This window comes from Streptomyces griseus, assembly GCF_900460065.1.
GTDB classification, from domain to species: Bacteria; Actinomycetota; Actinomycetes; order Streptomycetales; family Streptomycetaceae; genus Streptomyces; species Streptomyces griseus.
Window position 1 is genome coordinate 1 of the sequence record NZ_UAVD01000038.1, and the last position, 23623, is coordinate 23623.

Annotated in this window: 23 protein-coding genes and 1 pseudogene; 15 read left to right on the plus strand and 9 right to left on the minus strand. The window is 72.0% G+C overall.

What is annotated here, in order from left to right; genetic code table 11:
- From DTB53_RS27120 to DTB53_RS37580, 9 genes are all read left to right on the plus strand, one after another.
- The coding region (locus DTB53_RS27120) for a DNA translocase FtsK (protein WP_146777732.1) at window positions 1-1552 on the plus strand (1552 nt) is incomplete at its 5' end.
- A gap of 303 nt (window positions 1553-1855) precedes the next feature.
- Window positions 1856-2656 (plus strand): helix-turn-helix domain-containing protein, encoded by an 801-nt coding sequence (locus tag DTB53_RS27125; RefSeq protein ID WP_003965841.1) that lies wholly within the window; start codon window positions 1856-1858, stop codon window positions 2654-2656.
- 174 nt (window positions 2657-2830) lie between these two features.
- Window positions 2831-4312: a 30S ribosomal protein S12 methylthiotransferase RimO gene (gene rimO, locus DTB53_RS27130; RefSeq protein ID WP_003965840.1), complete on the plus strand. Its 1482-nt coding sequence runs from the start codon at window positions 2831-2833 to the stop codon at window positions 4310-4312.
- Window positions 4309-5097: a CDP-diacylglycerol--glycerol-3-phosphate 3-phosphatidyltransferase gene (gene pgsA / locus DTB53_RS27135; protein ID WP_012378769.1), complete on the plus strand. Its 789-nt coding sequence runs from the start codon at window positions 4309-4311 to the stop codon at window positions 5095-5097. Before rimO ends, pgsA begins: the two co-directional genes overlap by 4 nt.
- Window positions 5094-5603, plus strand: a complete 510-nt coding sequence (locus DTB53_RS27140; RefSeq protein WP_003965838.1) for a CinA family protein — start codon at window positions 5094-5096, stop codon at window positions 5601-5603. The genes pgsA and DTB53_RS27140 overlap by 4 nt, the downstream gene beginning before the upstream one ends.
- 109 nt (window positions 5604-5712) lie before the next feature.
- Complete coding sequence (locus DTB53_RS27145; protein WP_003965837.1) at window positions 5713-6096, plus strand: helix-turn-helix domain-containing protein; 384 nt, start codon at window positions 5713-5715, stop codon at window positions 6094-6096.
- Between the two features lie 264 nt (window positions 6097-6360).
- The gene (locus DTB53_RS27150) at window positions 6361-6831 is read left to right on the plus strand and encodes a Dps family protein (RefSeq protein WP_003965836.1); all 471 of its coding nucleotides are present in this window, start codon (window positions 6361-6363) and stop codon (window positions 6829-6831) included.
- A gap of 55 nt (window positions 6832-6886) precedes the next feature.
- Window positions 6887-7078 (plus strand): CsbD family protein, encoded by a 192-nt coding sequence (locus tag DTB53_RS27155; RefSeq protein WP_003965835.1) that lies wholly within the window; start codon window positions 6887-6889, stop codon window positions 7076-7078.
- A 218-nt stretch (window positions 7079-7296) separates the two neighbouring features.
- On the plus strand, window positions 7297-7590 hold the full coding sequence (locus tag DTB53_RS37580) for a hypothetical protein (protein WP_012378766.1): 294 nt from the start codon (window positions 7297-7299) through the stop codon (window positions 7588-7590).
- Here the strand turns inward: DTB53_RS37580 and DTB53_RS27165 are convergent.
- The 3 genes from DTB53_RS27165 to DTB53_RS27175 all read right to left on the minus strand — a co-directional run bounded on the left by DTB53_RS27165 (window position 7538) and on the right by DTB53_RS27175 (window position 14170).
- On the minus strand, window positions 7538-8302 hold the full coding sequence (locus DTB53_RS27165; RefSeq protein WP_012378765.1) for an SDR family NAD(P)-dependent oxidoreductase: 765 nt from the start codon (window positions 8300-8302) through the stop codon (window positions 7538-7540). The two genes, DTB53_RS37580 and DTB53_RS27165, sit on opposite strands and share 53 nt — an antisense overlap.
- 36 nt (window positions 8303-8338) lie before the next feature.
- The gene (locus DTB53_RS27170) at window positions 8339-9265 is read right to left on the minus strand and encodes an Fpg/Nei family DNA glycosylase (RefSeq protein WP_012378764.1); all 927 of its coding nucleotides are present in this window, start codon (window positions 9263-9265) and stop codon (window positions 8339-8341) included.
- Window positions 9266-9475: 210 nt separating this feature from the next.
- Complete coding sequence (locus DTB53_RS27175; protein WP_042495945.1) at window positions 9476-14170, minus strand: Lhr family ATP-dependent helicase; 4695 nt, start codon at window positions 14168-14170, stop codon at window positions 9476-9478.
- Window positions 14171-14270: 100 nt separating this feature from the next.
- Between DTB53_RS27175 and DTB53_RS27180 the strand changes: the two genes are divergently transcribed.
- From DTB53_RS27180 to DTB53_RS27190, 3 genes are all read left to right on the plus strand, one after another.
- Window positions 14271-15119, plus strand: coding sequence for an AraC family transcriptional regulator (locus tag DTB53_RS27180; protein WP_012378762.1), 849 nt, complete (start codon window positions 14271-14273; stop codon window positions 15117-15119).
- A 95-nt stretch (window positions 15120-15214) separates the two neighbouring features.
- The gene (locus DTB53_RS27185) at window positions 15215-16057 is read left to right on the plus strand and encodes an AzlC family ABC transporter permease (RefSeq protein WP_012378761.1); all 843 of its coding nucleotides are present in this window, start codon (window positions 15215-15217) and stop codon (window positions 16055-16057) included.
- Window positions 16054-16359: an AzlD domain-containing protein gene (locus DTB53_RS27190; RefSeq protein WP_003965829.1), complete on the plus strand. Its 306-nt coding sequence runs from the start codon at window positions 16054-16056 to the stop codon at window positions 16357-16359. The genes DTB53_RS27185 and DTB53_RS27190 overlap by 4 nt, the downstream gene beginning before the upstream one ends.
- A gap of 63 nt (window positions 16360-16422) precedes the next feature.
- On the opposite strand, the gene DTB53_RS27195 is transcribed toward DTB53_RS27190, so the two are convergent.
- On the minus strand, window positions 16423-17337 hold the full coding sequence (locus DTB53_RS27195) for a hypothetical protein (RefSeq protein ID WP_003965828.1): 915 nt from the start codon (window positions 17335-17337) through the stop codon (window positions 16423-16425).
- 79 nt (window positions 17338-17416) lie between these two features.
- On the opposite strand from DTB53_RS27195, the gene DTB53_RS27200 reads away from it, so the two are divergent.
- Together DTB53_RS27200 and DTB53_RS27205 are read left to right on the plus strand one after the other, a co-directional pair.
- Window positions 17417-17611: a DUF3046 domain-containing protein gene (locus tag DTB53_RS27200; protein WP_003965827.1), complete on the plus strand. Its 195-nt coding sequence runs from the start codon at window positions 17417-17419 to the stop codon at window positions 17609-17611.
- 218 nt (window positions 17612-17829) lie between these two features.
- A complete protein-coding gene (locus DTB53_RS27205; RefSeq protein ID WP_003965826.1) occupies window positions 17830-18945 on the plus strand; it encodes an AI-2E family transporter in 1116 nt (371 codons plus the stop codon).
- Between the two features lie 94 nt (window positions 18946-19039).
- Here DTB53_RS27205 and DTB53_RS27210 read toward each other — a convergent pair whose 3' ends face one another.
- Entirely contained in the window at window positions 19040-19669 is a 630-nt protein-coding gene (locus DTB53_RS27210) for a class I SAM-dependent methyltransferase (protein ID WP_012378760.1), read from the minus strand.
- A gap of 36 nt (window positions 19670-19705) precedes the next feature.
- Here DTB53_RS27210 and DTB53_RS27215 point away from each other — a divergent pair.
- Window positions 19706-20613, plus strand: a pseudogene (locus DTB53_RS27215) (IS5 family transposase); the annotation flags it as partial.
- A gap of 25 nt (window positions 20614-20638) precedes the next feature.
- Here DTB53_RS27215 and DTB53_RS27220 read toward each other — a convergent pair.
- From DTB53_RS27220 to DTB53_RS27235, 4 genes are all read right to left on the minus strand, one after another.
- Window positions 20639-21592, minus strand: a complete 954-nt coding sequence (locus tag DTB53_RS27220) for an SDR family oxidoreductase (RefSeq protein WP_237528397.1) — start codon at window positions 21590-21592, stop codon at window positions 20639-20641.
- Between the two features lie 85 nt (window positions 21593-21677).
- Window positions 21678-22085 carry an arsenate reductase ArsC gene (locus DTB53_RS27225; RefSeq protein ID WP_012378756.1) on the minus strand — a complete coding sequence of 136 codons (408 nt, stop codon included), beginning with the start codon at window positions 22083-22085 and terminating at the stop codon, window positions 21678-21680.
- A complete protein-coding gene (gene arsB / locus DTB53_RS27230; RefSeq protein ID WP_012378755.1) occupies window positions 22078-23190 on the minus strand; it encodes an ACR3 family arsenite efflux transporter in 1113 nt (370 codons plus the stop codon). Before arsB ends, DTB53_RS27225 begins: the two co-directional genes overlap by 8 nt.
- On the minus strand, window positions 23187-23588 hold the full coding sequence (locus DTB53_RS27235; protein ID WP_012378754.1) for an ArsR/SmtB family transcription factor: 402 nt from the start codon (window positions 23586-23588) through the stop codon (window positions 23187-23189). Before DTB53_RS27235 ends, arsB begins: the two co-directional genes overlap by 4 nt.
- Between the last annotated feature and the right edge of the window lie 35 nt (window positions 23589-23623).

Below are 23623 nucleotides of genomic sequence, written 5' to 3' on the forward strand. Positions count from 1 at the left end.
TCTCGATCTGACCAAGCCCGCGCCGGAGCGCTCCGAGGGCCTGCCCGCCCGCGCCGAGCAGCTTCAGCTGTCCGGGGACATCACGTACTCCCTGCCCTCGCTGGACCTGCTGGAGCGCGGCGGACCGGGCAAGACCCGCAGCGCCGCCAACGACGCGGTCGTCGCCTCGCTGACCAACGTCTTCACCGAGTTCAAGGTCGACGCCGCGGTCACCGGCTTCACCCGGGGCCCGACGGTCACCCGTTACGAGATCGAGCTCGGCCCCGCCGTGAAGGTCGAGAAGATCACGGCCCTGGCCAAGAACATCGCCTACGCCGTGGCCAGCCCGGACGTCCGGATCATCTCCCCGATCCCGGGCAAGTCCGCCGTCGGCATCGAGATCCCCAACTCCGACCGCGAGATGGTCAACCTCGGCGACGTGCTGCGCCTCGCGGACGCGGCCGAGGACGACCACCCGATGCTCGTGGCGCTCGGCAAGAACGTCGAGGGCGGCTACGAGATGGCCAACCTCGCCAAGATGCCGCACGTCCTGGTCGCCGGCGCCACCGGCTCCGGCAAGTCCTCCTGCATCAACTGCCTGATCACCTCGATCATGGTGCGGGCCACCCCGGACGACGTGCGGATGGTGCTCGTCGACCCCAAGCGCGTCGAGCTCACCGCGTACGAGGGCATCCCCCACCTCATCACCCCGATCATCACCAACCCCAAGAAGGCCGCCGAGGCACTCCAGTGGGTCGTGCGGGAGATGGACCTGCGCTACGACGACCTCGCCAACTTCGGCTACCGGCACATCGACGACTTCAACCACGCGGTGCGCAACGGCAAGTGCAAGGCGCCCGAGGGCAGCGAGCGGGAGCTGTCCCCGTACCCGTATCTGCTGGTGATCGTCGACGAGCTGGCCGACCTGATGATGGTGGCCCCGCGCGACGTCGAGGACTCGATCGTCCGCATCACCCAGCTGGCCCGCGCGGCCGGCATCCACCTGGTGCTCGCCACCCAGCGGCCCTCGGTCGACGTGGTGACCGGTCTGATCAAGGCCAACGTGCCCTCCCGGCTCGCCTTCGCCACCTCCTCCCTCGCCGACAGCCGCGTCATCCTCGACCAGCCCGGCGCCGAGAAGCTCATCGGCAAGGGCGACGGGCTGTTCCTCCCGATGGGCGCCAACAAGCCGACCCGTATGCAGGGAGCGTTCGTCACCGAGGACGAGGTCGCCGCCGTCGTCCAGCACTGCAAGGACCAGATGGCCCCGGTCTTCCGGGACGACGTCGTGGTGGGAACGAAACAGAAGAAGGAGATCGACGAGGACATCGGCGACGACCTCGACCTGCTCTGCCAGGCCGCCGAACTGGTCGTCTCCACCCAGTTCGGATCGACCTCGATGCTCCAGCGCAAGCTCCGGGTCGGCTTCGCGAAGGCGGGCCGTCTGATGGACCTGATGGAATCCCGCAACATCGTCGGACCCAGCGAGGGCTCCAAGGCCCGCGACGTCATGGTGAAACCCGACGAGCTCGACGGAGTGTTGGCCGTCATCCGCGGGGAATCCGCTCCGTAAAGGTTCTGTGGGCAACCGTTTCGTTCGGTCGTACGTCCAGTTGAAGGGAGGGACGGAACCGTGCTCCTCCCCGCAGCTCGCTCCGTCGTCACCCCGCCCGTACCCCCACCCCGTTCGGCCCACTACAGGTTGACCAGTCCTCGATCGGGGCTGTGCTCCGCCCCCGCTCCGCCCCGGAGTCGGCGGCGGGGCCGTCCGGCGAACCCGATGGCGTACAAAGTCGTCCCTCCCGGTTGCCCCTCCCTTTCGTACCCCCCCTAGACTGAACATCCAGCAGGTGGCTCACGCTCGAAAGGCGCCCCCGTGTCCATCGGCAACTCCCCCGAAGACGACCGGCCTTCGATCGGTCGTGCCCTTCAGCAGGCTCGTATCGCCGCAGGTCTGACGGTCGAGGAAGTCAGCAGCTCCACCCGGGTGCGCATCCCCATCGTGCACGCGATCGAGCAGGACGACTTCTCCCGCTGCGGCGGCGACGTCTACGCCCGCGGCCACATCCGCACGCTCGCCCGTGCCGTCGGCCTCGATCCGGAACCGTTGGTCGAGGAGTACGACGCCGACCACGGCGGCCGTCCCGCACCGACCCCCGCGGCTCCGCTGTTCGAGGCGGAACGCATCCGCTCCGAACCCCGACGGCCCAACTGGACCGCCGCCATGGTCGCCGCCATCGTCGCCGTGATCGGGTTTGTCGGCTTCACGCTGTTCAGCGGCGAGGACGAACCCTCCAACACTGCGCAGATCGCGGAGGGCTCCCAGCCCGACAAGACCGCGGCCAAGCCCACCGCCACCAAGCCCGCCGATCCCAAGCCCGTGCCCTCCGAGAGCGCCATCGCCGCCGCCCCCCGGGACAAGGTGACGGTCAAGCTCAGCGCGGACCGGGGCAAGAGCTGGATCTCGGCCAAGGACCACAACGGGCGGCAGCTTTTCGACGGGCTGCTCCTCCAGGGCGAGTCCAAGACCTTCCAGGACAAGGAGCGCATCGACCTCGTCCTCGGCGACGCCGGGGCGATCGACCTCTTCGTCAACGGCAAGCAGGTCGAGGACCGCTTCGGTCCGGGCCAGGTCGAACGGCTTTCCTACACCAAGGGCGATCCCGAGGCCGGCTGATCCGCCGCCCCCGGCTCCCTCGCACGTCCCGACGGGCGTCCGGCCTCGTGCCGGACGCCCGTCGGCGTTCCCCGGCCCCGACTCTGTCACTCCCCGTAGCGGGGGAGGGGCGGCGGCAGGGGCAGGCAACCCTGCACGGCAGGGGGCCCGCCGGAACGAAGTAGTCTTGAGTCCATGCCCGAACGCCGTACCGTCGCCCTTGTCACTCTTGGCTGCGCCCGTAACGAGGTGGACTCGGAGGAGCTTGCAGGCCGCTTGGCAGCGGACGGCTGGGACCTCGTCGAGGATGCCTCCGACGCGGATGTCGCAGTCGTCAACACCTGTGGGTTCGTCGAAGCCGCCAAGAAGGACTCCGTCGACGCCCTGCTCGAAGCCAACGATCTGAAGGACCACGGCCGCACCCAGGCCGTCGTCGCCGTCGGCTGCATGGCCGAGCGCTACGGCAAGGACCTCGCCGAGGCCCTGCCGGAGGCGGACGGCGTCCTCGGATTCGACGACTACGCCGACATCTCCGACCGGCTCCAGACCATCCTCAACGGCGGCATCCACGCCTCGCACACCCCGCGCGACCGCCGCAAGCTGCTGCCGATCAGCCCCGCCGAGCGGCAGGACACCGCCGTGGCGCTGCCCGGCCACGCCCAGGAGGCGCCCGCCCCCGCACCCGAGGACCTCCCCGAGGGCGTCGCCCCGGTCTCCGGGCCTCGGGCACCGCTGCGCCGCCGGCTCGGCACCAGCCCCGTCGCCTCGGTGAAGCTCGCCTCCGGCTGCGACCGCCGCTGCTCCTTCTGCGCCATCCCCTCCTTCCGCGGCTCGTTCATCTCGCGGCGTCCCTCGGACGTGCTCCAGGAGACCCGCTGGCTGGCCGAGCAGGGCGTCAAGGAGGTCATGCTCGTCTCCGAGAACAACACCTCCTACGGCAAGGACCTCGGCGACATCCGCCTCCTGGAGACCCTGCTGCCCGAGCTGGCCGACGTGGACGGCATCGAGCGGATCCGGGTCAGCTACCTCCAGCCCGCCGAGATGCGCCCGGGCCTCATCGACGTCCTCACCTCGACGCCGAAGGTCGCCCCGTACTTCGACCTCTCCTTCCAGCACTCCGCCCCCGGCGTGCTGCGCGCGATGCGCCGCTTCGGCGACACCGACCGCTTCCTGGAGCTCCTGGACACCATCCGGAGCAAGGCCCCCCAGGCCGGCGCCCGCTCCAACTTCATCGTCGGCTTCCCCGGCGAGACCGAGGCGGACCTCGCCGAGCTGGAACGCTTCCTCACCGGCGCCCGCCTCGACGCGATCGGTGTCTTCGGCTACTCGGACGAGGAGGGCACCGAAGCGGTCGGCTACGAGAACAAGCTCGACGCCGACACCATCGCGGAGCGCCTCGCCCACATCTCCCAGCTGGCCGAGGAGCTGACCTCGCAGCGGGCCGAGGAGCGCGTCGGTGAGACCCTCCAGGTGCTGGTGGAGTCCGTGGAGTCGGAGGAGGACGGCGAGGTCGCGATCGGGCGCGCGGCGCACCAGGCCCCCGAAACGGATGGCCAGGTGGTCTTCACCACACGCGAGGGGCTCGTGCCGGGCCTTATGGTCGAGGCAAAGGCAGTGGGCACCGAGGGCGTCGACCTGGTGGCCGAACACCATGAGCTTGCGGAGGTAGCCAGATGACCGGAGTCCCGGCATCCGCGGCAGGCGGCTCCGGCGCGAAGCCGGTCCGCGGCGGCAAGCTGGGCACTGCGGCCGTCAACCAGGCCAGCCTGTGGAACATCGCCAACATCCTGACCATGGTGCGGCTGCTGCTCGTGCCCGGGTTCGTCCTGCTGCTGTTCCACGACGGCGGGTACGACCCGGTCTGGCGCGCGTTCGCCTGGGCGGCCTTCGCCGTCGCGATGATCACCGACCTGTTCGACGGTCATCTGGCACGGGCGTACAACCTGGTCACGGACTTCGGGAAGATCGCCGACCCGATCGCCGACAAGGCGATCATGGGCGCCGCGCTGGTCTCCCTCTCCGTCCTGGGCGATCTGCCGTGGTGGATCACCGGGGTGATCCTCGCCCGTGAGCTGGGCATCACGCTGATGCGGTTCTGGGTCATCCGGCACGCGGTGATCCCGGCCAGCAGAGGCGGCAAGCTGAAGACGCTGGCGCAGGGGACGGCGGCCGGGATGTACGTCCTGGTGCTCACCGGGCCCCTGGCGACCTTGCGCTTCTGGGTCATGATGGTCGCCGTCGTGCTGACGGTCGTCACCGGACTCGACTACGTACGTCAGGCCGTCGTCCTGCGTCGCCGGGGTATCGCGGCCGAGCGCACCGCGGCGGCCGAGCGCACCGCGGAAGCCCTCCGGGGCACCGCGGGCACCGCGGCGGACGCCGGTCCGGCCGCCGAGGCCGTGGCCGGTGCGAAGGACCTGCGCGCCGCCGAGGCCCGTGACGCCGCGGAGGCCGAGCGGTGACAGCCGCTGCCCGGGTGCTCCGGCTGCTCGGAGCGCGGGGCGAGACGCTCGCCGTCGCCGAATCGCTGACGGGCGGCCTGGTCGCCGCCGACCTGACCTCCGTACCCGGCGCCTCCCGGTCCTTCCGCGGGTCGGTGACCGCGTACGCAACCCCCCTCAAGCGGGACGTCCTGGGCGTCGACGGGCGGCTGCTGGCGGAACGCGGAGCCGTGGACCCCGAGGTCGCGCTGCAGATGGCGGCCGGTGTGCGCCGGGTCCTCGGCGCGGACTGGGGCGTCTCCACGACGGGGGTCGCGGGACCGGAACCACAGGACGGGCAGCCGGTCGGCACGGTCTACGTCGCCGTGGCCGGACCCTTGGGCATCGAGAAAGTGACGGCTCTGCGGTTGAATGGGGAGAGGGCGGATATCCGTGGTGAGAGCGTGCGAGGCGCCCTCGAACTGCTTGCGGGCGAACTCGGTGGGAACGCGCGGGCACAGGATACGGAACAGAACGGGGGGAATTGATGTTTGCAGCCCTGAGTGAACACGACATCGCTCCCCGCACAGCCGCAGCGCAAGGCGGTACGGTAGGGCGAGAAGGATGCGGCTACGCGGTCCGAGGAGGGAGCCACCGATGATTCTGCTCCGTCGCCTGCTGGGTGACGTGCTGCGTCGGCAGCGCCAGCGCCAAGGCCGTACTCTGCGCGAAGTCTCCTCGTCCGCCCGGGTCTCGCTCGGTTATCTCTCCGAGGTGGAGCGGGGGCAGAAGGAGGCATCCTCCGAGCTGCTCTCCGCGATTTGCGACGCGCTTGACGTACGGATGTCCGAGCTCATGCGTGAAGTGAGCGACGAGCTCTCGCTCGCTGAGCTGGCCGAGTCGGCAGCTGCCAGTGATCCGGTCCCAGTACCGGTTCGTCCCATGCTCAATTCCGTCTCCGTCTCGTCGGTCGCAGGTGTGCCGTCGGGCCGGGTGACCATCAAGGCGCCCGCGGAAGCGGTGGACGTCGTCGCCGCCTGATCCACGCGGCGCAGTTTTGCCCGACCGGAGTCCCGGTCGGCCCCACCGGGGCCGGCCGGGACTTTCGCGTTGTGGCGGCCCTGTGGCGGCCGGTGCCCCGTGTGATGGGTGATCTGCGTTTTTGTGTGACTCGTACAGGTGTGAGCTCTCCACGGGCGGGCAGACGGAGGACAAGGCCCGCATGACCGTTTTGCTTCATATGTGCCATCGTGGGTGATGCACCGAAACGGTCAGAGAAACGGCTGACGGATGGGAGTAGCGCACATGTCTGTGGTCAAGAGCACGTTGTCCGAGAGCGACCTCAAGGTCGTGGGAGCGGCGCTGCAGGGCGCTCTGGTCGACCTCGTCGACCTCTCCCTGGTGGCCAAGCAGGTCCATTGGAACGTGGTCGGTCCACGGTTCCGCTCCGTGCACCTCCAGCTCGACGACGTCGTCGTCACGGCCCGGCAGCACTCCGACACGGTCGCCGAGCGCGCCTCGGCCGTCGGGGTCAATCCGGACGGGCGCTCCGGCACGGTGGCCAAGGAGACGGCCATCGCGTCCGTGCCCGAGGGCTGGATCAAGGACACCGACGCCGTGCGGATCCTGGTGGACGCGCTGGGCGTGGTCATCGGCCGCATGCGCGAGCGCATCGAGGCGACCGACGAGCCGGATCCGGTCACCCAGGACCTGCTGATCGCGCTGACGGCGGAGCTCGAGAAGCACGCCTGGATGTTCCAGGCGGAGAGTGCCTGAACCGGAGCCCCGACCGACGACCGCGCATACGTCCCCGAGGAGAAGGAGCGACATCATGAGCGACGGAGCCATGGACAAGCTGAAGGGCAAGGGCAAGGAGGCCGTCGGCAAGCTGACCGGCGACCGCCGCAAGGAGGCCGAGGGGAAGACCGACCAGGCCAAGGGCGGTGCCAAGGACGCGGCAGGCGGAATCGGCGACCGCGCCAAGGGCGTGACGGACTCCCTCCGCCGGGACGACGACAAGTAGTCCTTTCTCCGCCGGGGCAGCGGCACGTCGTCGCCCCGACTCAGGACGACGAGACCGAGTCCTGAGCCCGCGGAACCTCTGCATCAGGGTTCGAGTGCCCCCGCCGTACCGGCGGGGGCACTCCTGTGCGGGGTGAACCCTCGGCCGGGCGTTCTGGATGCACCGCCGCCGCTGCCAGGGGAAACTGCCGGAAAGGACGTCGGCCGCGGGAGGCAGCGATGATACGGCGATGGGTGCCGGCGCTGGTTCTCGGCGGGCTGTGGTGGTGGGCGGTGCTCCGGCTGGTGCTGCGTCCGGAACAGGCGGGGCTGGTGGAGGGGGCGGTGGCGGCGGGGGGCTGGGGGCTGAGCCTGCTGCCCGTCCATGTCGCGTCGGTCGTGCCGGCGAGTCGGGTGGGGCCTTCGGGGCGGTGGGGGTGGTCGGTTCCGCGCGGGCCGTCGGGCCCGTCGGCGCGGTGGTCTACCAGGGCATGGCGACGCCGCCGTTCGGCCGGAGGATCTGACCGGTCATGAAGGCCGAGGCGTCCGATGCCAGGTGCAGCACGGTGTGGGCGACGTCCTCCGGTTCGCCGACCCGGCCCAGCGGGGAGATCCGGGCCATCGCCGTCTCGACCCGGTGCTGACCCGAGGCGTCGTGCCGGTCGGTCATCGGCGTACGGATCCAGCCGGGTGCGACGGCGTTCACCCGTATGGCCTGAGGCCCCAGCTCCGTGGCGAGCGTCCTGGTGAGCTGCACCACGGCGGCCTTCGCCACGCTGTAGCAGAGCAGGCCGGCGCTCGCGGAGTCCACCGCGCCGGACGCCATCGTGATCAGTGAGCCGGGTGCGGAGCGGGCGGTCAGGGAGCGGGCCACTTCCTGGCAGGCGTACAGCACCCCCTTGAAATTGGCCGCCAGCACGCGGTCCAGGTCCTCGTCCGCCGTCTCCAGCACGCTGCTGGTGTGCATGATCCCGGCCGCGGCGACCAGGACGTCGAGGGGTCCGGCCGCGCCAACGGCCGCACGGACCTGGCCGCGATCGGTGACATCGAGAGGGTGGCTCCGGGAGCTGCCGCCCGCGTCGGCGATCAGGTCGTACGTCCGGCGCAGCCCGGTCTCGTCACGGTCCGCGCAGTGCACCGTCGCCCCGGCCTCCGCGAGGAGCAGGGCGCTGGCCCGTCCGATGCCGCTCGCCGCGCCCGTGACGAACGCGGCGCGGCCCGTGAGGTCGTACGCGGAGAGGGGCATGACGGGACCGTACGACCGGACCTGACGGTCCGTCAACTAGGGGGTCGGGCCTGATTGGCAGCCGGGACACCAGTAGGTGGGGCGGTCGTCCTGGTCGGTGAGCCGGATCGGGGTTCCGCAGCGCAGACAGGGGCGACGGGCCCGCCCGTAGACGTACAGCCGCTCCTGTACGCGAACGGGCGGCCGGGCCGGGCGGGGCGCCGCCCGGCTGCGTGGGCGCTCAGCTCCGGATCCGGCTCCGGCATGTGCCTCGGCTCCGGCTTTGGCTTCGGCTTCCGGTCTGGGTGGCGGCGGGCGCGGGGTGCGGAGTTCGGAGGTGATCGTCGTGGTCCGGGTGGGGCGGTCGCGGTTGGCGTACAGCAGGCGCTCGGCCAGCGTGACGAGCCGGAGGAGCGCGCCGTCGGGGAGGGCGCCCACGGGGAGCCACGGTGTGACGCGGGCCAGGAAGCACAGCTCGCACTTGTAGACATTGCCGATGCCCGCCAGATTGCGCTGGTCCAGGAGCGCCTCGCCGAGGGGGCGCTCCGGCGCGGTGAGCAGCCGGTCCAGGGCCCGGCCGGGATCCCAGTCCGGCCCCAGCAGATCGGGGCCCAGATGGCCCACGGCCCGGTCCTCCTCGCTGGTGCGCAGCAGTTCCAGCACCGGGAGCCGGTAGCCGACCGCGGTGTGCTCCGCGTTGGCGAGGATCGCTCGGATCTGGTGTCCCGGGCCGCCCCGCCAGCGTTCGTGCGGGCCGTACACCCGCCAGGCGCCGTCCATCCTGAGGTGGCTGTGCAGGGTCAGGCCGCCCTCGAAGCGGGTCAGCAGGTGCTTGCCGCGGGCGGTGACGTCCAGGACGGTCCGGCCGGAGAGATCGGCGGTGGCGAAGCGGGGGACGCGCAGGTCCGACCGGGTCAGCACCTGCCCGGCCAGCGCCTCGTGGAGCCGGGCGGCGGTCTGGAGGACGGTGTCTCCTTCGGGCATGCCTCCATGATGGGCCGGGCCGGGGCTTTCGCGCGACGGCCCGGCCGGTCGGCCGTCGGGTCGTGCGGTGTCCGGCCGGGGGCAGGGCGAGGGTTCCGGCCGAGGCGCCGTTCGTCGGCGGGGCGGGTGCGGTCGGCGGACGGGCCGTCCGCCGAGGTGTCGGGGACCGGGACGGGCCGGGGTGGCGCCGCGGATCATCGCCGGCCCGGGTCAGGCGCGCAGGCGCAGGCCCTTCGGAGTGGCGAGGAATCCGGCGGACTCCAGAGTCCGGCCCAGCGGCGAGGTGAGGGAGGAGACGCCGTTCGTCCGCTCGACCGTCACCGTGCCGAGGGCGCCGGCGCGGGCCGAGGCGGCCAGGGCTTCGGCCGCCGCCCGCAGGGCCGGGGCCTCGGGGTCGGACGGCCAGGCCAGGAGGGTCTTCCCGCCCCGCTCCATGTAGAGCGTCAGCTCGCCGTCGACGAGGACCACCAGCGCCCCCGCCTTGCGGCCGGGCTTGTGTCCGGCGCCGTCCGGGGACTCGGGCCACGGCAGGGCGGCGCCGTACGCGTTGGCCGGGTCGGCCGCGGCGAGCACCAGAGCCCGGGGAGCGGAGTCCGGGTCCCGGCGGTCGCGGTCGGTGGAGGCCGCCCGCAGGCGGTCCACCGCCCCGTCCATCGCGAACTGGGCGGCCCCCAGCCCCTCGACCACATAGCCGCGCCGCGCCTGCCCGTTGTCCTCGAAGGCGGCCAGGACGCGGTACGTCGCGGAGAAGCCGCCCTCCACCCCTTCGGCCTGCACGGCGCCCCGGGTCACCACGCCGTGCCGGTCGAGGAGGGTCCGTGCCAGGGCGTGGGCGCGGTGTGTCGGCTCCGGTTCGGCCGGGGGCAGCAGGGACCAACGACCGGACACGGTCGGCTGGCCGGTGCGGGACGCGGTGCGGGCGGCGGCGGTGAGCGAGCCGTAGCGCCCGCGCGGGACACTGCGCCGGGAGCGGTGGGCCGTGGAGCCCGCCGTCCGCCCCGAGCCCAGGAGCGAACGCAGCGGGGCCAGGGTGTCGTTGGTGAGCCGCCCGGACCAGGCCAGGTCCCACAGGGCGTCGGCCAGCTGCTGGTCCGTGCAGTCCGGGTGGGTGGTGGCCCGGACCTGGTCGGCGATCTGCCGGAAGAAGAGGCCGTACCCGCCGGAGAGGGTGGTGAGCGCGGACTCGTGGAGCGCCGACAGCTCCAGCGGGTGCGGGGGAGGCAGCAGGAGCGGCGCGCTGTCGGCGAGGTAGAGGGAGACCCAGCCGTCCTTGCCGGGCAGCGCCCCCGCGCCCGCCCAGACGACCTCCCCGGTGGTCGTCAGCTCGTCGAGCATCGCCGGGGCGTAGCCCATGACCCGGCTCGGCAGGATCAGCTTCTCCAGCGCCGACGCGGGAACGGGCGCGCCCTGGAGCTGCTCGACGGCGCGGGCCAGCCCGTCGATGCCCCGCAGGCGGTTGGAGCCGAAGTGCTGCCACTGGGGGAGGAAGGAGGCCAGCGCGGCGGGCGGGACCGGCTCCAGCTCCTGGCGGAGCGCGGCCAGCGAACGGCGGCGGAGCCGGCGCAGCACCGTCGCGTCGCACCATTCCTGGCCGATGCCCGCCGGGTGGAACTCGCCCTGGACGGTCCGGCCGGAGGCCGACAGCCGTTGCAGAGCCCCGTCGGTGACGGCGGTGCCCAGCCCGAAGCGCTCGGCGGCCCGGGCGGCGGTGAACGGGCCGTGGGTCCGTGCGTACCGGGCGAGGAGGTCGCTGAGCGGGTCCTTCACCGGCTCGGTGAACGCCTCGGGAACGCCGACCGGGAGCGCGGTGCCCAGGGCGTCGCGGAGCCGGCCGGCGTCCTCGATCGCCGCCCAGTGGTCGGCGCCGGCGATCCGGACCTGGATCGCCCGGCGGGCCGACGCCAGCTCCGGCGCCCAGGACGGCTCGGCGCCCCGTTCGGCGAGCTCGGCGTCGGTCAGCGGGCCGAGCACCCGCAGCAGGTCGGCGACCCCCTCGACGTCCTTGATCCGGCGGTCCTCGGTGAGCCACTGCAGCTCCCGCTCCAGCTCGGTGAGGACCTCGGGGTCGAGCAGTTCGCGCAGCTCCGCCCGGCCTAGCAGCTCGGCGAGGAGGTGGGAGTCCAGGGAGAGGGCGGCGGCGCGCCGCTCGGCGAGCGGGGAGTCGCCCTCGTACAGGAACTGGGCCACGTAGCCGAAGAGGAGCGAGCGGGCGAACGGCGAGGGCTCCTGGGTGGTGACCTCGACCAGCCGGACCCGGCGCGCCTCCAGGTCGCCCATCAGTTCCGTGAGCCCGGGGACGTCGAACACGTCCTGGAGGCATTCGCGGACCGCCTCCAGGACGATCGGGAACGAGCCGAACTCCGAGGCGACCTGGAGCAGCTGGGAGGCCCGCTGGCGCTGCTGCCAGAGCGGGGTGCGCTTGCCGGGGGAGCGCCGGGGCAGCAGCAGGGCGCGCGCGGCGCACTCCCGGAACCGGGCGGCGAACAGGGCCGATCCGCCCACCTGGTCGGTGACGATCTGCTGGACCTCGCCCTGGTCGAAGACGACGTCGGCCGCCGCCACCGGGGGCTGGTCGCTGTCGTACGCCAGGGCCGCCGGCGCAGGTCCGCCGTTCCCGGTCTCCGAGGTCCCGGAGGCCCCCGGGGCGTCGAGGTCGAACAGATCCAGGCCCATCATGTCCGCGTCGGGCAGCCGCAGCACGATCCCGTCATCGGCGTGCATGACCTGGGCGTCCATCCCGTAACGCTCACCGAGGCGGGCGGAGAGCGCGAGCGCCCAGGGGGCGTGCACCTGGGCGCCGAAGGGGGAGTGCACGACGACTCGCCAGTCGCCCAGCTCGTCCCGGAACCGCTCGACCAGGATCGTCCGGTCGTCCGGCACATGGCCGCAGGCCCGGCGCTGTTCGTCCAGATAGGCCAGGACGTTGTCCGCCGCCCAGGCGTCGAGTCCGGCGGCGAGCAGCCGCAGCCGGGCGTCCTCCTCGGACAGGCCGCCGATCTCCCGGAGGAAGGCTCCCAGGGCGCGCCCCAGCTCCAGGGGACGGCCCAGCTGGTCGCCCTTCCAGAACGGCAGCCGCCCCGGGACGCCCGGGGCGGGCGAGACGAGGACCCGGTCCCGGGTGATGTCCTCGATCCGCCAGGACGTGGTGCCCAGGGTGAAGACGTCCCCGACGCGGGACTCGTACACCATCTCCTCGTCCAGCTCGCCGACCCGGCCACCGCCCTTCTTCGGGTCCGCCCCGGCCAGGAAGACCCCGAAGAGACCCCGGTCCGGGATGGTGCCGCCCGAGGTGACGGCGAGCCGCTGCGCCCCGGGGCGGCCCGTGACCGTGCCCCCGACGCGGTCCCACACGACCCGGGGGCGCAGCTCCGCGAAGGCGTCCGAGGGATAGCGCCCGGCGAGCATGTCGAGCACGGCGGTGAACGCCGACTCGGGGAGCGAGGCGAACGGGGCGGCCCGCCGGACCAGGGCCAGCAGGTCGTCGGCCTGCCAGCTGTCCAGCGCCACCATGGCGACCAGTTGCTGCGCCAGGACGTCCAGCGGATTGGACGGGATGCGCAGCGCCTCGATGGCCCCCTCGCGCATCCGCTCGGTGACCACGGCGGCCTGCACCAGATCGCCGCGGTACTTCGGGAAGACGACCCCGGTGGAGACCGCGCCCACCTGGTGCCCGGCCCGTCCCACCCGCTGGAGGCCGGAGGCGACGGAGGGCGGGGACTCCACCTGGACCACCAGGTCGACCGCGCCCATGTCGATGCCCAGCTCCAGGCTGGAGGTGGCCACCACGGCGGGCAGCCGCCCCGCCTTGAGGTCCTCCTCGACCTGCGCGCGCTGCTCCTTGGAGACCGAGCCGTGGTGGGCGCGGGCCAGCAGGGCGGGAGCGCCCCTGCCCACCCCGGACTGGGCCATGATCTCGGCGGGGGCGTGCGCCTCGGGCAGCGCGGGGGCCGGGTCGTCGGGGTCGAAGGCGGTGCCGGTCGCCCGCTCGTAGGCGATCTCGTTCAGCCGGTTGCACAGCCGCTCGGCCAGCCGCCGGGAGTTGGCGAAGACGATGGTGGAGCGGTGCGACTGGACGAGATCGGCGATGCGCTCCTCGACGTGCGGCCAGATCGAGGGCTTGTCCGCCTGGCCGGATTCGCCGTCGGTGGCGGGGGAGCCGCCCAGCTCGCCCAGGTCCTCGACCGGGACGACGACCGAGAGGTCGAACTCCTTCGTGGACCGGGGCTGGACGATCTCCACCTTGCGCTGCGGCGACAGGAACCGGGCCACCTCGTCGACCGGCCGGACCGTCGCGGACAGGCCGATACGCCGGGCGGGCCGGGCCAGCAGCTCGTCGAGCCGCTCCAGGGAGAGGGCGAGATGGGCGCCCCGCTTCGTCCCGGCGACCGCGTGCACCTCGTCGAGGATCACCGTCTCGACGCCCGCCAGCGCGTCCCGGGCAGAGGACGTCAGCATCAGGAACAGCGACTCGGGCGTGGTGATCAGGATGTCCGGCGGCCGGGTCACCATGGAGCGCCGCTCGGCCGGCGGAGTGTCCCCGGACCGGATGCCGACCCGCACCTCCGGCTCCGGCAGACCCAGGCGCACCGACTCCTGGCGGATGCCGGTCAGCGGCGAGCGGAGGTTGCGCTCCACATCGACCGCGAGGGCCTTGAGCGGGGACACGTACAGCACGCGGCAGCGCTTCTTGGCATCGGCGGGTGGCGGCTCGGCGGCCAGCCGGTCCAGCGAGGCGAGGAACGCGGCCAGCGTCTTGCCGGAACCGGTCGGCGCGACGACCAGCACGTCACTGCCCTCGCCGATGGCCCGCCAGGCGCCCTCCTGCGCGGCGGTGGGCGCGCTGAAGGCCCCGGCGAACCAACTGCGGGTCGCGGGCGAGAACGCGTCGAGCGCGGATCCGGTCATGTCCCCCATCGTGCACCCCGCCACTGACAACGGGCGGTGACCCGCACGCCGTGGCCCGCCCGGCCGGTCACACACGCCCCGGACCTGCGAGAATGTCCCCATGGCGGGAGCGGACGGCGTGGCGGAGTGGGCACGGCACTGGCAGTACGACGCACTGCCCGACCTCGATCTGCTGCGCGCCCGTTACGTCCGGCACACCTTTCCCCGGCACAGCCACGAGGGCTATGTCCTCGGCGCCGTCACCGGCGGGGTGGAGGACGTGGGGCTGCCGGGCGGCACGGTCCACGCGGTCCCCGGAACCGTCGTCATGATCAACCCGGAGGTGCCGCACACCGCACGCTCCGGGGCGCCCGAGGGCTGGGCCTACTCCACGCTCTACCCGTCGGCCCGGGTCGTCAACGACATCGCGGCCGAGGTGACGTCCCTGCGCGGCACGGTCGGCTTCGCCGAGACCCGGGTGACGGACCCCCACGCGTCCCGGCTGATCACCGAGGTGCACCGGGCGGCGGAGGAGGGCAACGCGCTGGCGGCGGACAGCCTGCTGCGGATCCTGGTCACCCGGCTCCTCAGCCGGCACGGCAGCCCGCTGCCCGGCCTGGCCGCGCACGCCGGGAGCGCGCGGAACGCGGTGCGCGCCCGCGCGGCGCTGGAGGAGCGCATGGCCGACCCGCCCACGCTGGAGACGCTCGCCGCCGAGCTGGGCACCGGCCCGTTCGCGCTGCTGAGGGCCTTCAAGAAGGAGTACGGGATGCCGCCCCACACCTGGCTCACCGACGCCCGGGTGCGCAGGGCTCGTCGCCTGCTCGACGCGGGGACCGCCCCGGCCGAGGCCGCGACCGCCGTCGGCTTCACGGATCAGCCCCACCTCAACCGGCACTTCACCCGGATCGTCGGCGTGCCGCCCGGGGCCTACCAGCGCGAACGCGGAGTGCTGCGTCCCGGCCGCTGAGGCACGCGCGAAGGGGCCGGGGCCGCCCGAAGCACCGTTCGGGCGTGCAAGAACGTACAAGACCGGGCTCCGGCGATCCCCGTAGCGTTCCGGACGTGGCAGAACAGACAGCACCCCCAGAGAGCACCGGCACGCCCGGTGCCCGATCCGCCGGTCCGCCCGGACCGGCGGCCGCGGACCGACCGGACAAGCCGGACGCGGCCGTCGTCCGGGACGCGCTCGGCGTCGGCATCGCCGTCGGGCTCTCCGGCTTCGCCTTCGGCGTCACCTCCGCGGGCTCCGGCCTCAGCCTGCTCCAGACCTGCGTCCTGAGTCTCCTCGTCTTCACCGGCGCCTCGCAGTTCGCTCTGGTCGGCGCGCTGGCCGCGGGCGGCAACCCGTACACCGCGGCTGCGGGGGCGTTCTTCCTGGGCGTCCGGAACGCCTTCTACGGTCTGCGGCTCTCGCAACTGCTCGCGTTCCCCCGCGCCGTACGGCCCTTCGCCGCCCACTGGGTCATCGACGAGACGACCGCGGTCACCCTGCCCCAGCCCACCCGGCGGGCCGCGCGCATCGGGTTCACGGTCACCGGACTCACCCTGTACGTGCTGTGGAACCTCACCACCCTGGTGGGCGCGCTGGGCGCCGAGGCGCTGGGCGACACGGACGCGTGGGGGCTGGACGCGGCGAGTCCCGCGGTGTTCCTCGCGCTGCTCGCGCCGATGCTCAAGAGCACCGTCGAACGCGTCACGGCGGGGCTGGCCGTCGTGCTGGCCCTGACGCTGCTGCCCGTTCTGCCGGCGGGCGTCCCCGTTCTGCTGTCGGCGCTGGCGGCGCCCGTCGTCCTCTTCCTCAGCGGACGGACGAAACCGGGGGCCACCCCCCAAGACCCCGAGGACACACCGGCGACCCGGCGCGGGAAGACGGCGCGGCAGGAGAAGGAGGAGCGGCACTCATGAACGTCTGGATCGCCATCGGACTGACCGTGGCGGGCTGCTACCTCGCCAAACTGCTGGGTCTGCTGGTGCCCGCGGGTGTGCTGGAGCGACCGCTCGTCCAGCGGATGGCCGCCCTGCTGCCGGTGGCGCTGCTGGCGGCGCTCACCGCACAGCAGACCTTCGGCGACGGGCAGCAGCTCGTCCTCGACGCCCGCGCCGCCGGTCTCGGAGCAGCGGCACTCGCTCTGGTCCTCCGCGCCCCCTTCCTGGTCGTCGTGGGTGCCGGGGTCCTGGTCACGGCCGGGGTCCGGGCGCTGGCCTGAGCGGGCCGAACGCCCGGGACCGAGGAAGGTGCGGGGGCCGTCCCGACCCCGCCGGACGCGCGCTCAGCCGAGCGACCGACCGTACGAGCGGAGCGTCCCCAGGGCCCTGAGCGTCACCAGGGGGCGCCCCTCCAGCGCGGTTCCCGGCGCCCACTGCCGCCAGGTCACCGGCCATCCGCCGTCGTCCTGCTGCTCGGCGGCCAGGTGGTCCAGGGAGCGCTCCAGCTCCTCGTCCGTGAACCAGCGGCGGGCCAGGGACCCGGGCGTACGGGCGTAGTCGTGCGGGAAGTGGTGCTCGCCCGGCGCGTAGCCCGTCGCCACCGGGTACTCCGCCCGCCGGGAGGGATCGAGCACCGCCAGCCGTTGATCGCGCACCAGGCGGCCGAGCCGGTCGGCCGCCACCTCGGCGCGTGCCCGGTCCGGGGCGCAGTCCAGAAAGGCGACCGCGGCCTCGACCTCGTAGGGGTGGGACTGTTCCAGAGCGTCGACGGCACTCCAGCAGAAGTCCGTGGCCCGGAACAGCCAGGCGTGCCACACCTGATTGCCGTGGAGCAGCCCGACGACCGGGCCGGTGGCGAGCAGCTCCGCCGGGGGATCGTCCACGATGGGGATGAACGGGGCCGCCGGATACCCGCGCTGGGTAGGGAGCAGAGCGGGAAGTGCGCCTTCTTTGGTTGACACATCGGTCAGAAAGCGACAGATCCTTTCCACACGCTGTCCGGCGCAGCGGCCGATCGAATCAAGAACGCTCAGCGCGTGGGCGGTGTGCAACGGTTGGCTGACCGGACCCCGGAGATCCGGTTCCAGCGCGTGGCCGTAGCCGCCGTCCTCGTTCAGATAGGCGGAGAGAGCCGTTTCGACGGCGCCGGGATCTCCGTCCAGAAAGCCATGGGCGAACCTCCGCTGTTCGAGGACACGGGCCGTGAGCCAGATGAACTGCTCGGCTCGCGCGAGGGTGCTTGCTCCGGTTGCAGCCATGGACCGACCGTAGAGGGGAAAGTCGTCCGGCACATGCCCGGTGGACCGGCTGCACTCTCAGGAGCGGGATACTGGTGGCATGCGGTTGACGATTTTCTGGGAGCGGATGGCCGACCACTTCGGTGCGGCGTACGCCGACTCCTTCGCCCGGGACCATGTGATGGCCGAACTCGGCGGGCGCACCGTGCACCAGGCGCTGGACGCGGGATGGGACGCCAAGGACGTCTGGCGCGGGGTGTGTACGGCCATGGACGTTCCGGCCGACCGGCGCTGAAACCCGTCCGCCCTTCCGGCGGGCGGGCGCCCGACCCCGTTCCGGGCGGGGCGGAACCGGAAGGGCCCGCTCGGGGCGGGGGACCGGTGGCCGGCGGCATGGGCCAGACTTGTCCCGTGTCATCGACAGACGAGACCGCCCCGGCCCAGCCGTCCGCATCCCCGCCCGCCCCGCCGTCCGCACCACCCGCGCCGCCCGCCGGCGCCGGTGGGGTCCGCATGCCCGGCTGGTTGCCGCGCGCGATGGTGCTGGCCCTGGCGCTCTACGCCTGCTTCCAACTCGGCAGTTGGGCGTTCCACCAGCTCATCGGGTTGCTGACGAACGTGCTGATCGCGTTCTTCCTCGCGCTCGCCATCGAGCCCGCGGTCGGCCGGATGGCCGCCCGCGGCATGCGCCGCGGGCTGGCCACGTTCCTCGTGTTCCTCGCGGTGACGATCTTCGGCCTCGGATTCGTGGTGCTGCTGGGGTCGATGCTCGCGGGACAGATCGTCGACATGGTCGACGAGTTCCCGAAGTACATCGACTCGGTGATCAACTGGGTCAACCAGACCTTCCGCACCGAACTCTCCCGGGTCGAGGTCCAGGACAGCCTGTTGCACTCCGACTGGCTGCAGAAGTACGTCCAGAACAGCGCCACCGGAGTGCTCGACGTCTCCACCACGGTCCTCGGCGGGCTGTTCCGGCTGTTGACGATCTTCCTGTTCTCCTTCTACTTCGCGGCCGACGGCCCCCGCCTCCGCCGCGCCCTGTGCTCCGTCCTGCCGCCGGCCCGGCAGACCGAAGTGCTCCGCGCCTGGGAGATCGCCGTCGACAAGACCGGCGGATACATCTACTCGCGCGGACTGATGGCGTTGATCTCCGGCGTCGCGCACTACGTCCTGCTGGTGATCCTCGGGGTGCCCTACGCCCCGGCCCTCGCCGTCTGGGTCGGACTCGTCTCCCAGTTCATCCCGACCATCGGCACGTATCTCGCGGGCGCCCTGCCCATGCTGATCGCCTTCACGGTCGACCCCTGGTACGCGCTGTACGTGCTCGGGTTCGTCGTGATCTACCAGCAGTTCGAGAACTACGTGCTCCAGCCCAAGCTGACCGCGAAGACCGTCGACATCCACCCCGCGGTCGCCTTCGGGTCGGTCATCGCCGGCACGGCCCTGCTCGGCGCGGTCGGAGCGCTGGTCGCCATTCCCGCCGTCGCCACGCTCCAGGCGTTCCTCGGCGCCTATGTGAAGCGGTACGACGTCACCGACGATCCACGCGTGCACGGGGGAAGCAGCCGTACGCCCGGGACGCCGTTGCCGTCCCGGATCCGCCGCCTGGTGTGGCCCCGGCGCTAGGGCATGGCTGACAATTCCCGTCGGACCAGCGAGCGTCCGTCGAGCTGGCAGCCCGGATATGCGCCGACGTATGGCGGGTATTGCCGGGCAGGACCTACGAGCGGCGGGCCAGTAGATGGGCGTCGAGGAAGCCCCGTTCAGAGGCCGGATCGTGGAGCAGCCGGGCGAAGGGATCGAGCCCGGCATCGGCCAGCAGTTCGGCGAGGCTGTCTGCCGGCCAGCTGTAGGCGGGCGCCACTTTGTGGTTGAAGCGAACCGGTTCTTGTCCGTCGGTCCCGAAGAAGGAGACCAGGAGCAGGCCATCCGGCGCCAGGACGCGTACCTGTTCGGAGAGTAGCTCCGGCAGCTCCTCCGGAGGGGTGTGGATCATCGAGTAGTGGGCCAGCACGCCGCCGAGCGCGCCGTCCTCGATCGGCAGGGATTCCATCCGCGCCTCTTGGAAGCGCAGCGCCGGATGGGCCTGCCGGGCGTGGTCGACCATGCCGGGGGCGAGGTCGAGTCCGAAGGCGTCCAGGCCCAGTTCGTGCAGCATGGCTGTCAGATGTCCGGGCCCGCACCCGACGTCCGCTGCCCGCGGGTTGCCCGTCGCGCGCACCAGTTCGGCGAAGGTGCCGATCATGGCCCGGGAGAAAGGCTGTGTCTCCAGCCGGTTTGCGAACAGCGATGCGTACAGCTCGACGACACCGTCGTAGGCCGTCCTGGTGTCGTCCTGATGATTTGCCACGGGCAGGACTCTATAGCCGGTCTGATCATTGATCTTGTGGCGGGTCGAGGTGAGTTGACGGATGCGGCATGGGGGCGGATAGAGCCCCTGTTGCCGCAGGTGGACGGACGCGGCCGTCCGTGGCGTGATCACCGGCAGGTGGTCAACGGGGTGCTGGGGCGGCTGCGGACCGGGGCCCCGTGGCGCGACCTACCCGAGCGGTATGGGCCGTGGCAGACCGTCTAGGAGTGGTTCGCCCGCTGGGAGGCCGATGGCACATGGGCGAAGCTGCTGGAACACGTCCAGGTCCGTGACGATGCGGCGGGCCGGGGGGAGTGGACCGTTGCCGTCGACTCCACGGTCAACCGGGCCCATCAGCATGCCGCAGGCGCCTGTACAAGGGGGACGTGGACGGGGACGAACCGGAAGATCCGGTCCACTCGCAGGCGTGCCAGGCACTCGGTCGGTCTCGGGGCGGGTTGACCACCAAGGTCCATCTCGCCGTCGACTGCCGGGGGCTGCCGCTGTCGATTGTGCTCACACCCGGAGGCGTCAACGACGCCACAGCGTTCGCCGATGTCCTCAAAGGGGTACGCACTCCTCGGGCCGGCACGGGCCGTCCGCGCACGACAACGGACCGTGTGCTGGGTGACAAGGCATATTCCAGCAGGGCCTCCGTCATCTGCTGAGGCGTCGGGGTATCGCTGCCACGATCCCCGAGCGCCGCGACCAGGTGACCAACCGTCGGCGCCGTGGGCGCCGCGGTGGTCGGCCACCCGTCTTCGACACGGAGATCTATCGCGACCGCAACGTGGTCGAACGATGCTTCGCTCGCCTCAAACAGTCCCGCGCGATCGCAACCAGGTTCGACAAGCTCGCGAACCGGTACCGCGCGGGAGTCGTCCTGGCCTCCCTGATCCTCTGGCTCCGTGAAGCGGCCAGGTGATCATTTGTCAGACAGGACCTTCCCGTGGTCCGTCGGGACGGGCCTCAGCGGTAGCCCGTCACATCGGCCGGCAGGCCGGGGTCCTGGACCTCGGTCAGATACCGCCAGGCGTCGGGCCGGTCCCCGTCCACGTCGGTGAAGCCGTACTCCCGGGCGAGCTGCCCGCTGGAGAGCGACCGGCCGTTCCAGCGGGCCACCTCCGGATCGCCGGCGAGGGCGGCCACGGCGCGGCCGACGTACGCGGGGGACTCGGAGATCGCGAAGTGGGGCGTGTGCGCGACGGCGTCGCGCCAGGTCGCCTCGGTCACCCCGTGGGCCTGGAGCATGGCCTCGGAGCGCAGCCAGCCCGGGGTCAGCGCCACGGCCGTCCCACCGTGCGGCGCGAGTTCATGGCCGAGGGCGAAGGCCATCCGGTTCACCGCGGCCTTCGCCAGGTCGTAGAAGAACGAGACGCGGTAGTGGGAAGCGTTGTACTCGTCCGTCCCGTCGGTCATCTCGACGACCAGGCCGCCCGGTGTCTCGATCAGCAGCGGCAGTGCGAAGTGGCTGGTGATGGCATGGGTGTCGACGGCCAGCCGCAGGGTGTGCAGCCCGGTGTCGAGCGACGACCCCCACACGGGCCTGTTCCACTCGATCTCGGCGCCCCAGATGTCGTTCACCAGGATGTGCAGGGCGCCCTGCTCGCTCGCGATGCGGGCCACCAGCGCCCTGACCCGGTCGGGAACCAGATGGTCGACCTGGACGGCGATGCCCCGCCCGCCCGCCGCGTCGACCAGGGCCGCGGTCTCCTCGATCGTCTCGGGCCGGTCCATCTCGGACCGCTCGGACCCGCTCGTACGGCCGGTCACGTACACGGTCGCCCCGGCGGCGCCGAGCTGGACGGCGATGCCCCTCCCGGCCCCGCGGGTCCCTCCGGCGACGAGCGCCACACGGCCGGCCAGATCGGATCCGGGGGCCCGGCCTCCGCCGGATGTTCCGTGCCCCGCAATTGCTCCCATAGCGCATGAATATAGGGCGATGTTCCGAGGTGTGCAGGCGTGGCCGCGTTCCGTCAGGGGTTGCGCTCAACGGCTTGGGCCGCTGTCACCGGGGCCGGAGGTCGGAGAGGAGGCTGCGGACGTGTCGCTCGATCTGGTCGCGGATCGGTCGGACGGACTCGATGCCTCGGCCGGCGGGGTCTTCGAGGGCCCAGTCGAGGTACTTCTTGCCGGGGAAGACGGGGCAGGTGTCTCCGCAGCCCATGGTGATCACGACGTCGGATGCCTGGACGGCCCCGGTGGTCAGCACCTTCGGGGTTTCGGCGGAGATGTCGATGCCGACTTCCGCCATGGCCTGGACGGCGGCGGGGTTCACTGAGTCGGCCGGTGCGGACCCGGCGGAACGGACCTCGACGCGTCCTCGCGCGAGGTGGGTCAGGAAGGCGGCGGCCATCTGCGAGCGGCCGGCGTTGTGGACGCAGACGAACAGCACGGACGGCTTGGAATCAGGCACGGGCGGAGCCTTCCGGGTCGGCCGCGGGCGCGGTCCGGGGGAAGTAGCGGCGGGCGGCCAGCGCTACGTACACGAGGCCGATCAGGACGGGGACCTCGATGAGGGGGCCGACGACTCCGGCGAGGGCCTGGCCCGAGGTCGCGCCGAAGGTGGCGATGGCGACGGCGATGGCGAGTTCGAAGTTGTTGCCGGCCGCGGTGAACGCCAGGGTCGTCGCCTTCGGATAGCCCAGTCCGACGAGGCCGCCGAGGGCCATGGACCCGGCCCACATGAGCGTGAAGTAGGCCAGCAGGGGCAGCGCGATCCGGGCGACGTCGAACGGCTTGGAGGTGATGGCGTCGCCCTGGAGGGCGAAGAGTACGACGATGGTGAACAGCAGCCCGTAGAGGGCGAACGGGCTGATCCGGGGGATCAGCTTCGTCTCGTACCAGGTGCGGCCCCGGGCCTTCTCCCCGATGCGGCGGGTGAGGAACCCGGCCAGCAGGGGGATGCCGAGGAAGATCAGGACGGAGCGGGCGATCTCCCACACCGACACGTCCAGGGCGGCTTGCTCCAGTCCGAGCCGGCCGGGCAGGACGGACAGGTAGAACCAGCCGAGCGCGGCGAACGCGACCACCTGGAAGACCGAGTTCAGGGCGACCAGTACGGCGGCCGACTCACGGTCGCCGCAGGCGAGGTCGTTCCAGATGATGACCATGGCGATGCAGCGGGCCAGACCGACGATGATCAGGCCGGTGCGGTACTCGGGCAGGTCCGGCAGGAAGATCCAGGCGAGCGCGAACATCAGGGCCGGCCCGAGAACCCAGTTCAGGACCAGGGACGTCCCCAGCAGGCGTCGGTCGCGGGTGACGGTGTCGAGGCGGTCGTACCGGACCTTGGCCAGCACGGGGAACATCATCACCAGCAGGCCCAGCGCGATGGGCAGGGAGACCCCGGTGACGGTCACCCCGGCCAGCACGTTGCCGAGGTCGGGCACGAGGCGGCCGAGGAGGAGGCCGGTCGCCATCGCGAACAGGATCCATGCGGCGAGGTACCGGTCGAGGAAGGACAGCCGCCCGGTGACCGGGGCCGTCGGCTCCGCCGCGGTGGCGGCCCGGGCGGTCACGAGGCTGCCCCGGCGGGCGTCGTCGGGGGCATGGACGGCTCGGCGGGGCGGGTGAGGACCGCCGCGAGCCGGTCGGTCATCTGCGGCAGCGGCCGGTAGTACACCCAGGTCCCGCGCCGCTCGGAGTCGATGAGCCCGGCCTGCTTCAGCAGCTTCAGATGGTGGGAGATCGTCGGCTGCGACAGGTCGAAGGCCGGGGTGAGGTCGCAGACGCAGACCTCTCCGCCCGCCCGGGACGCGATCATCGACAGCAGCCGCAAACGCACCGGATCGCCCAGCGCCTTGAACACCTTCGCCAGGTCGGCGGCCTGGTCCTCGTCCAGCGGGGCGGTCAGCAGCGTGGGGCAGCACCCCTCGGCACTGTCCTGGCCGACCACCACGAGCTCTTGTTTCGACATGTGTCTATGTTGACGTTCTTCTATCCAGAGCGCAA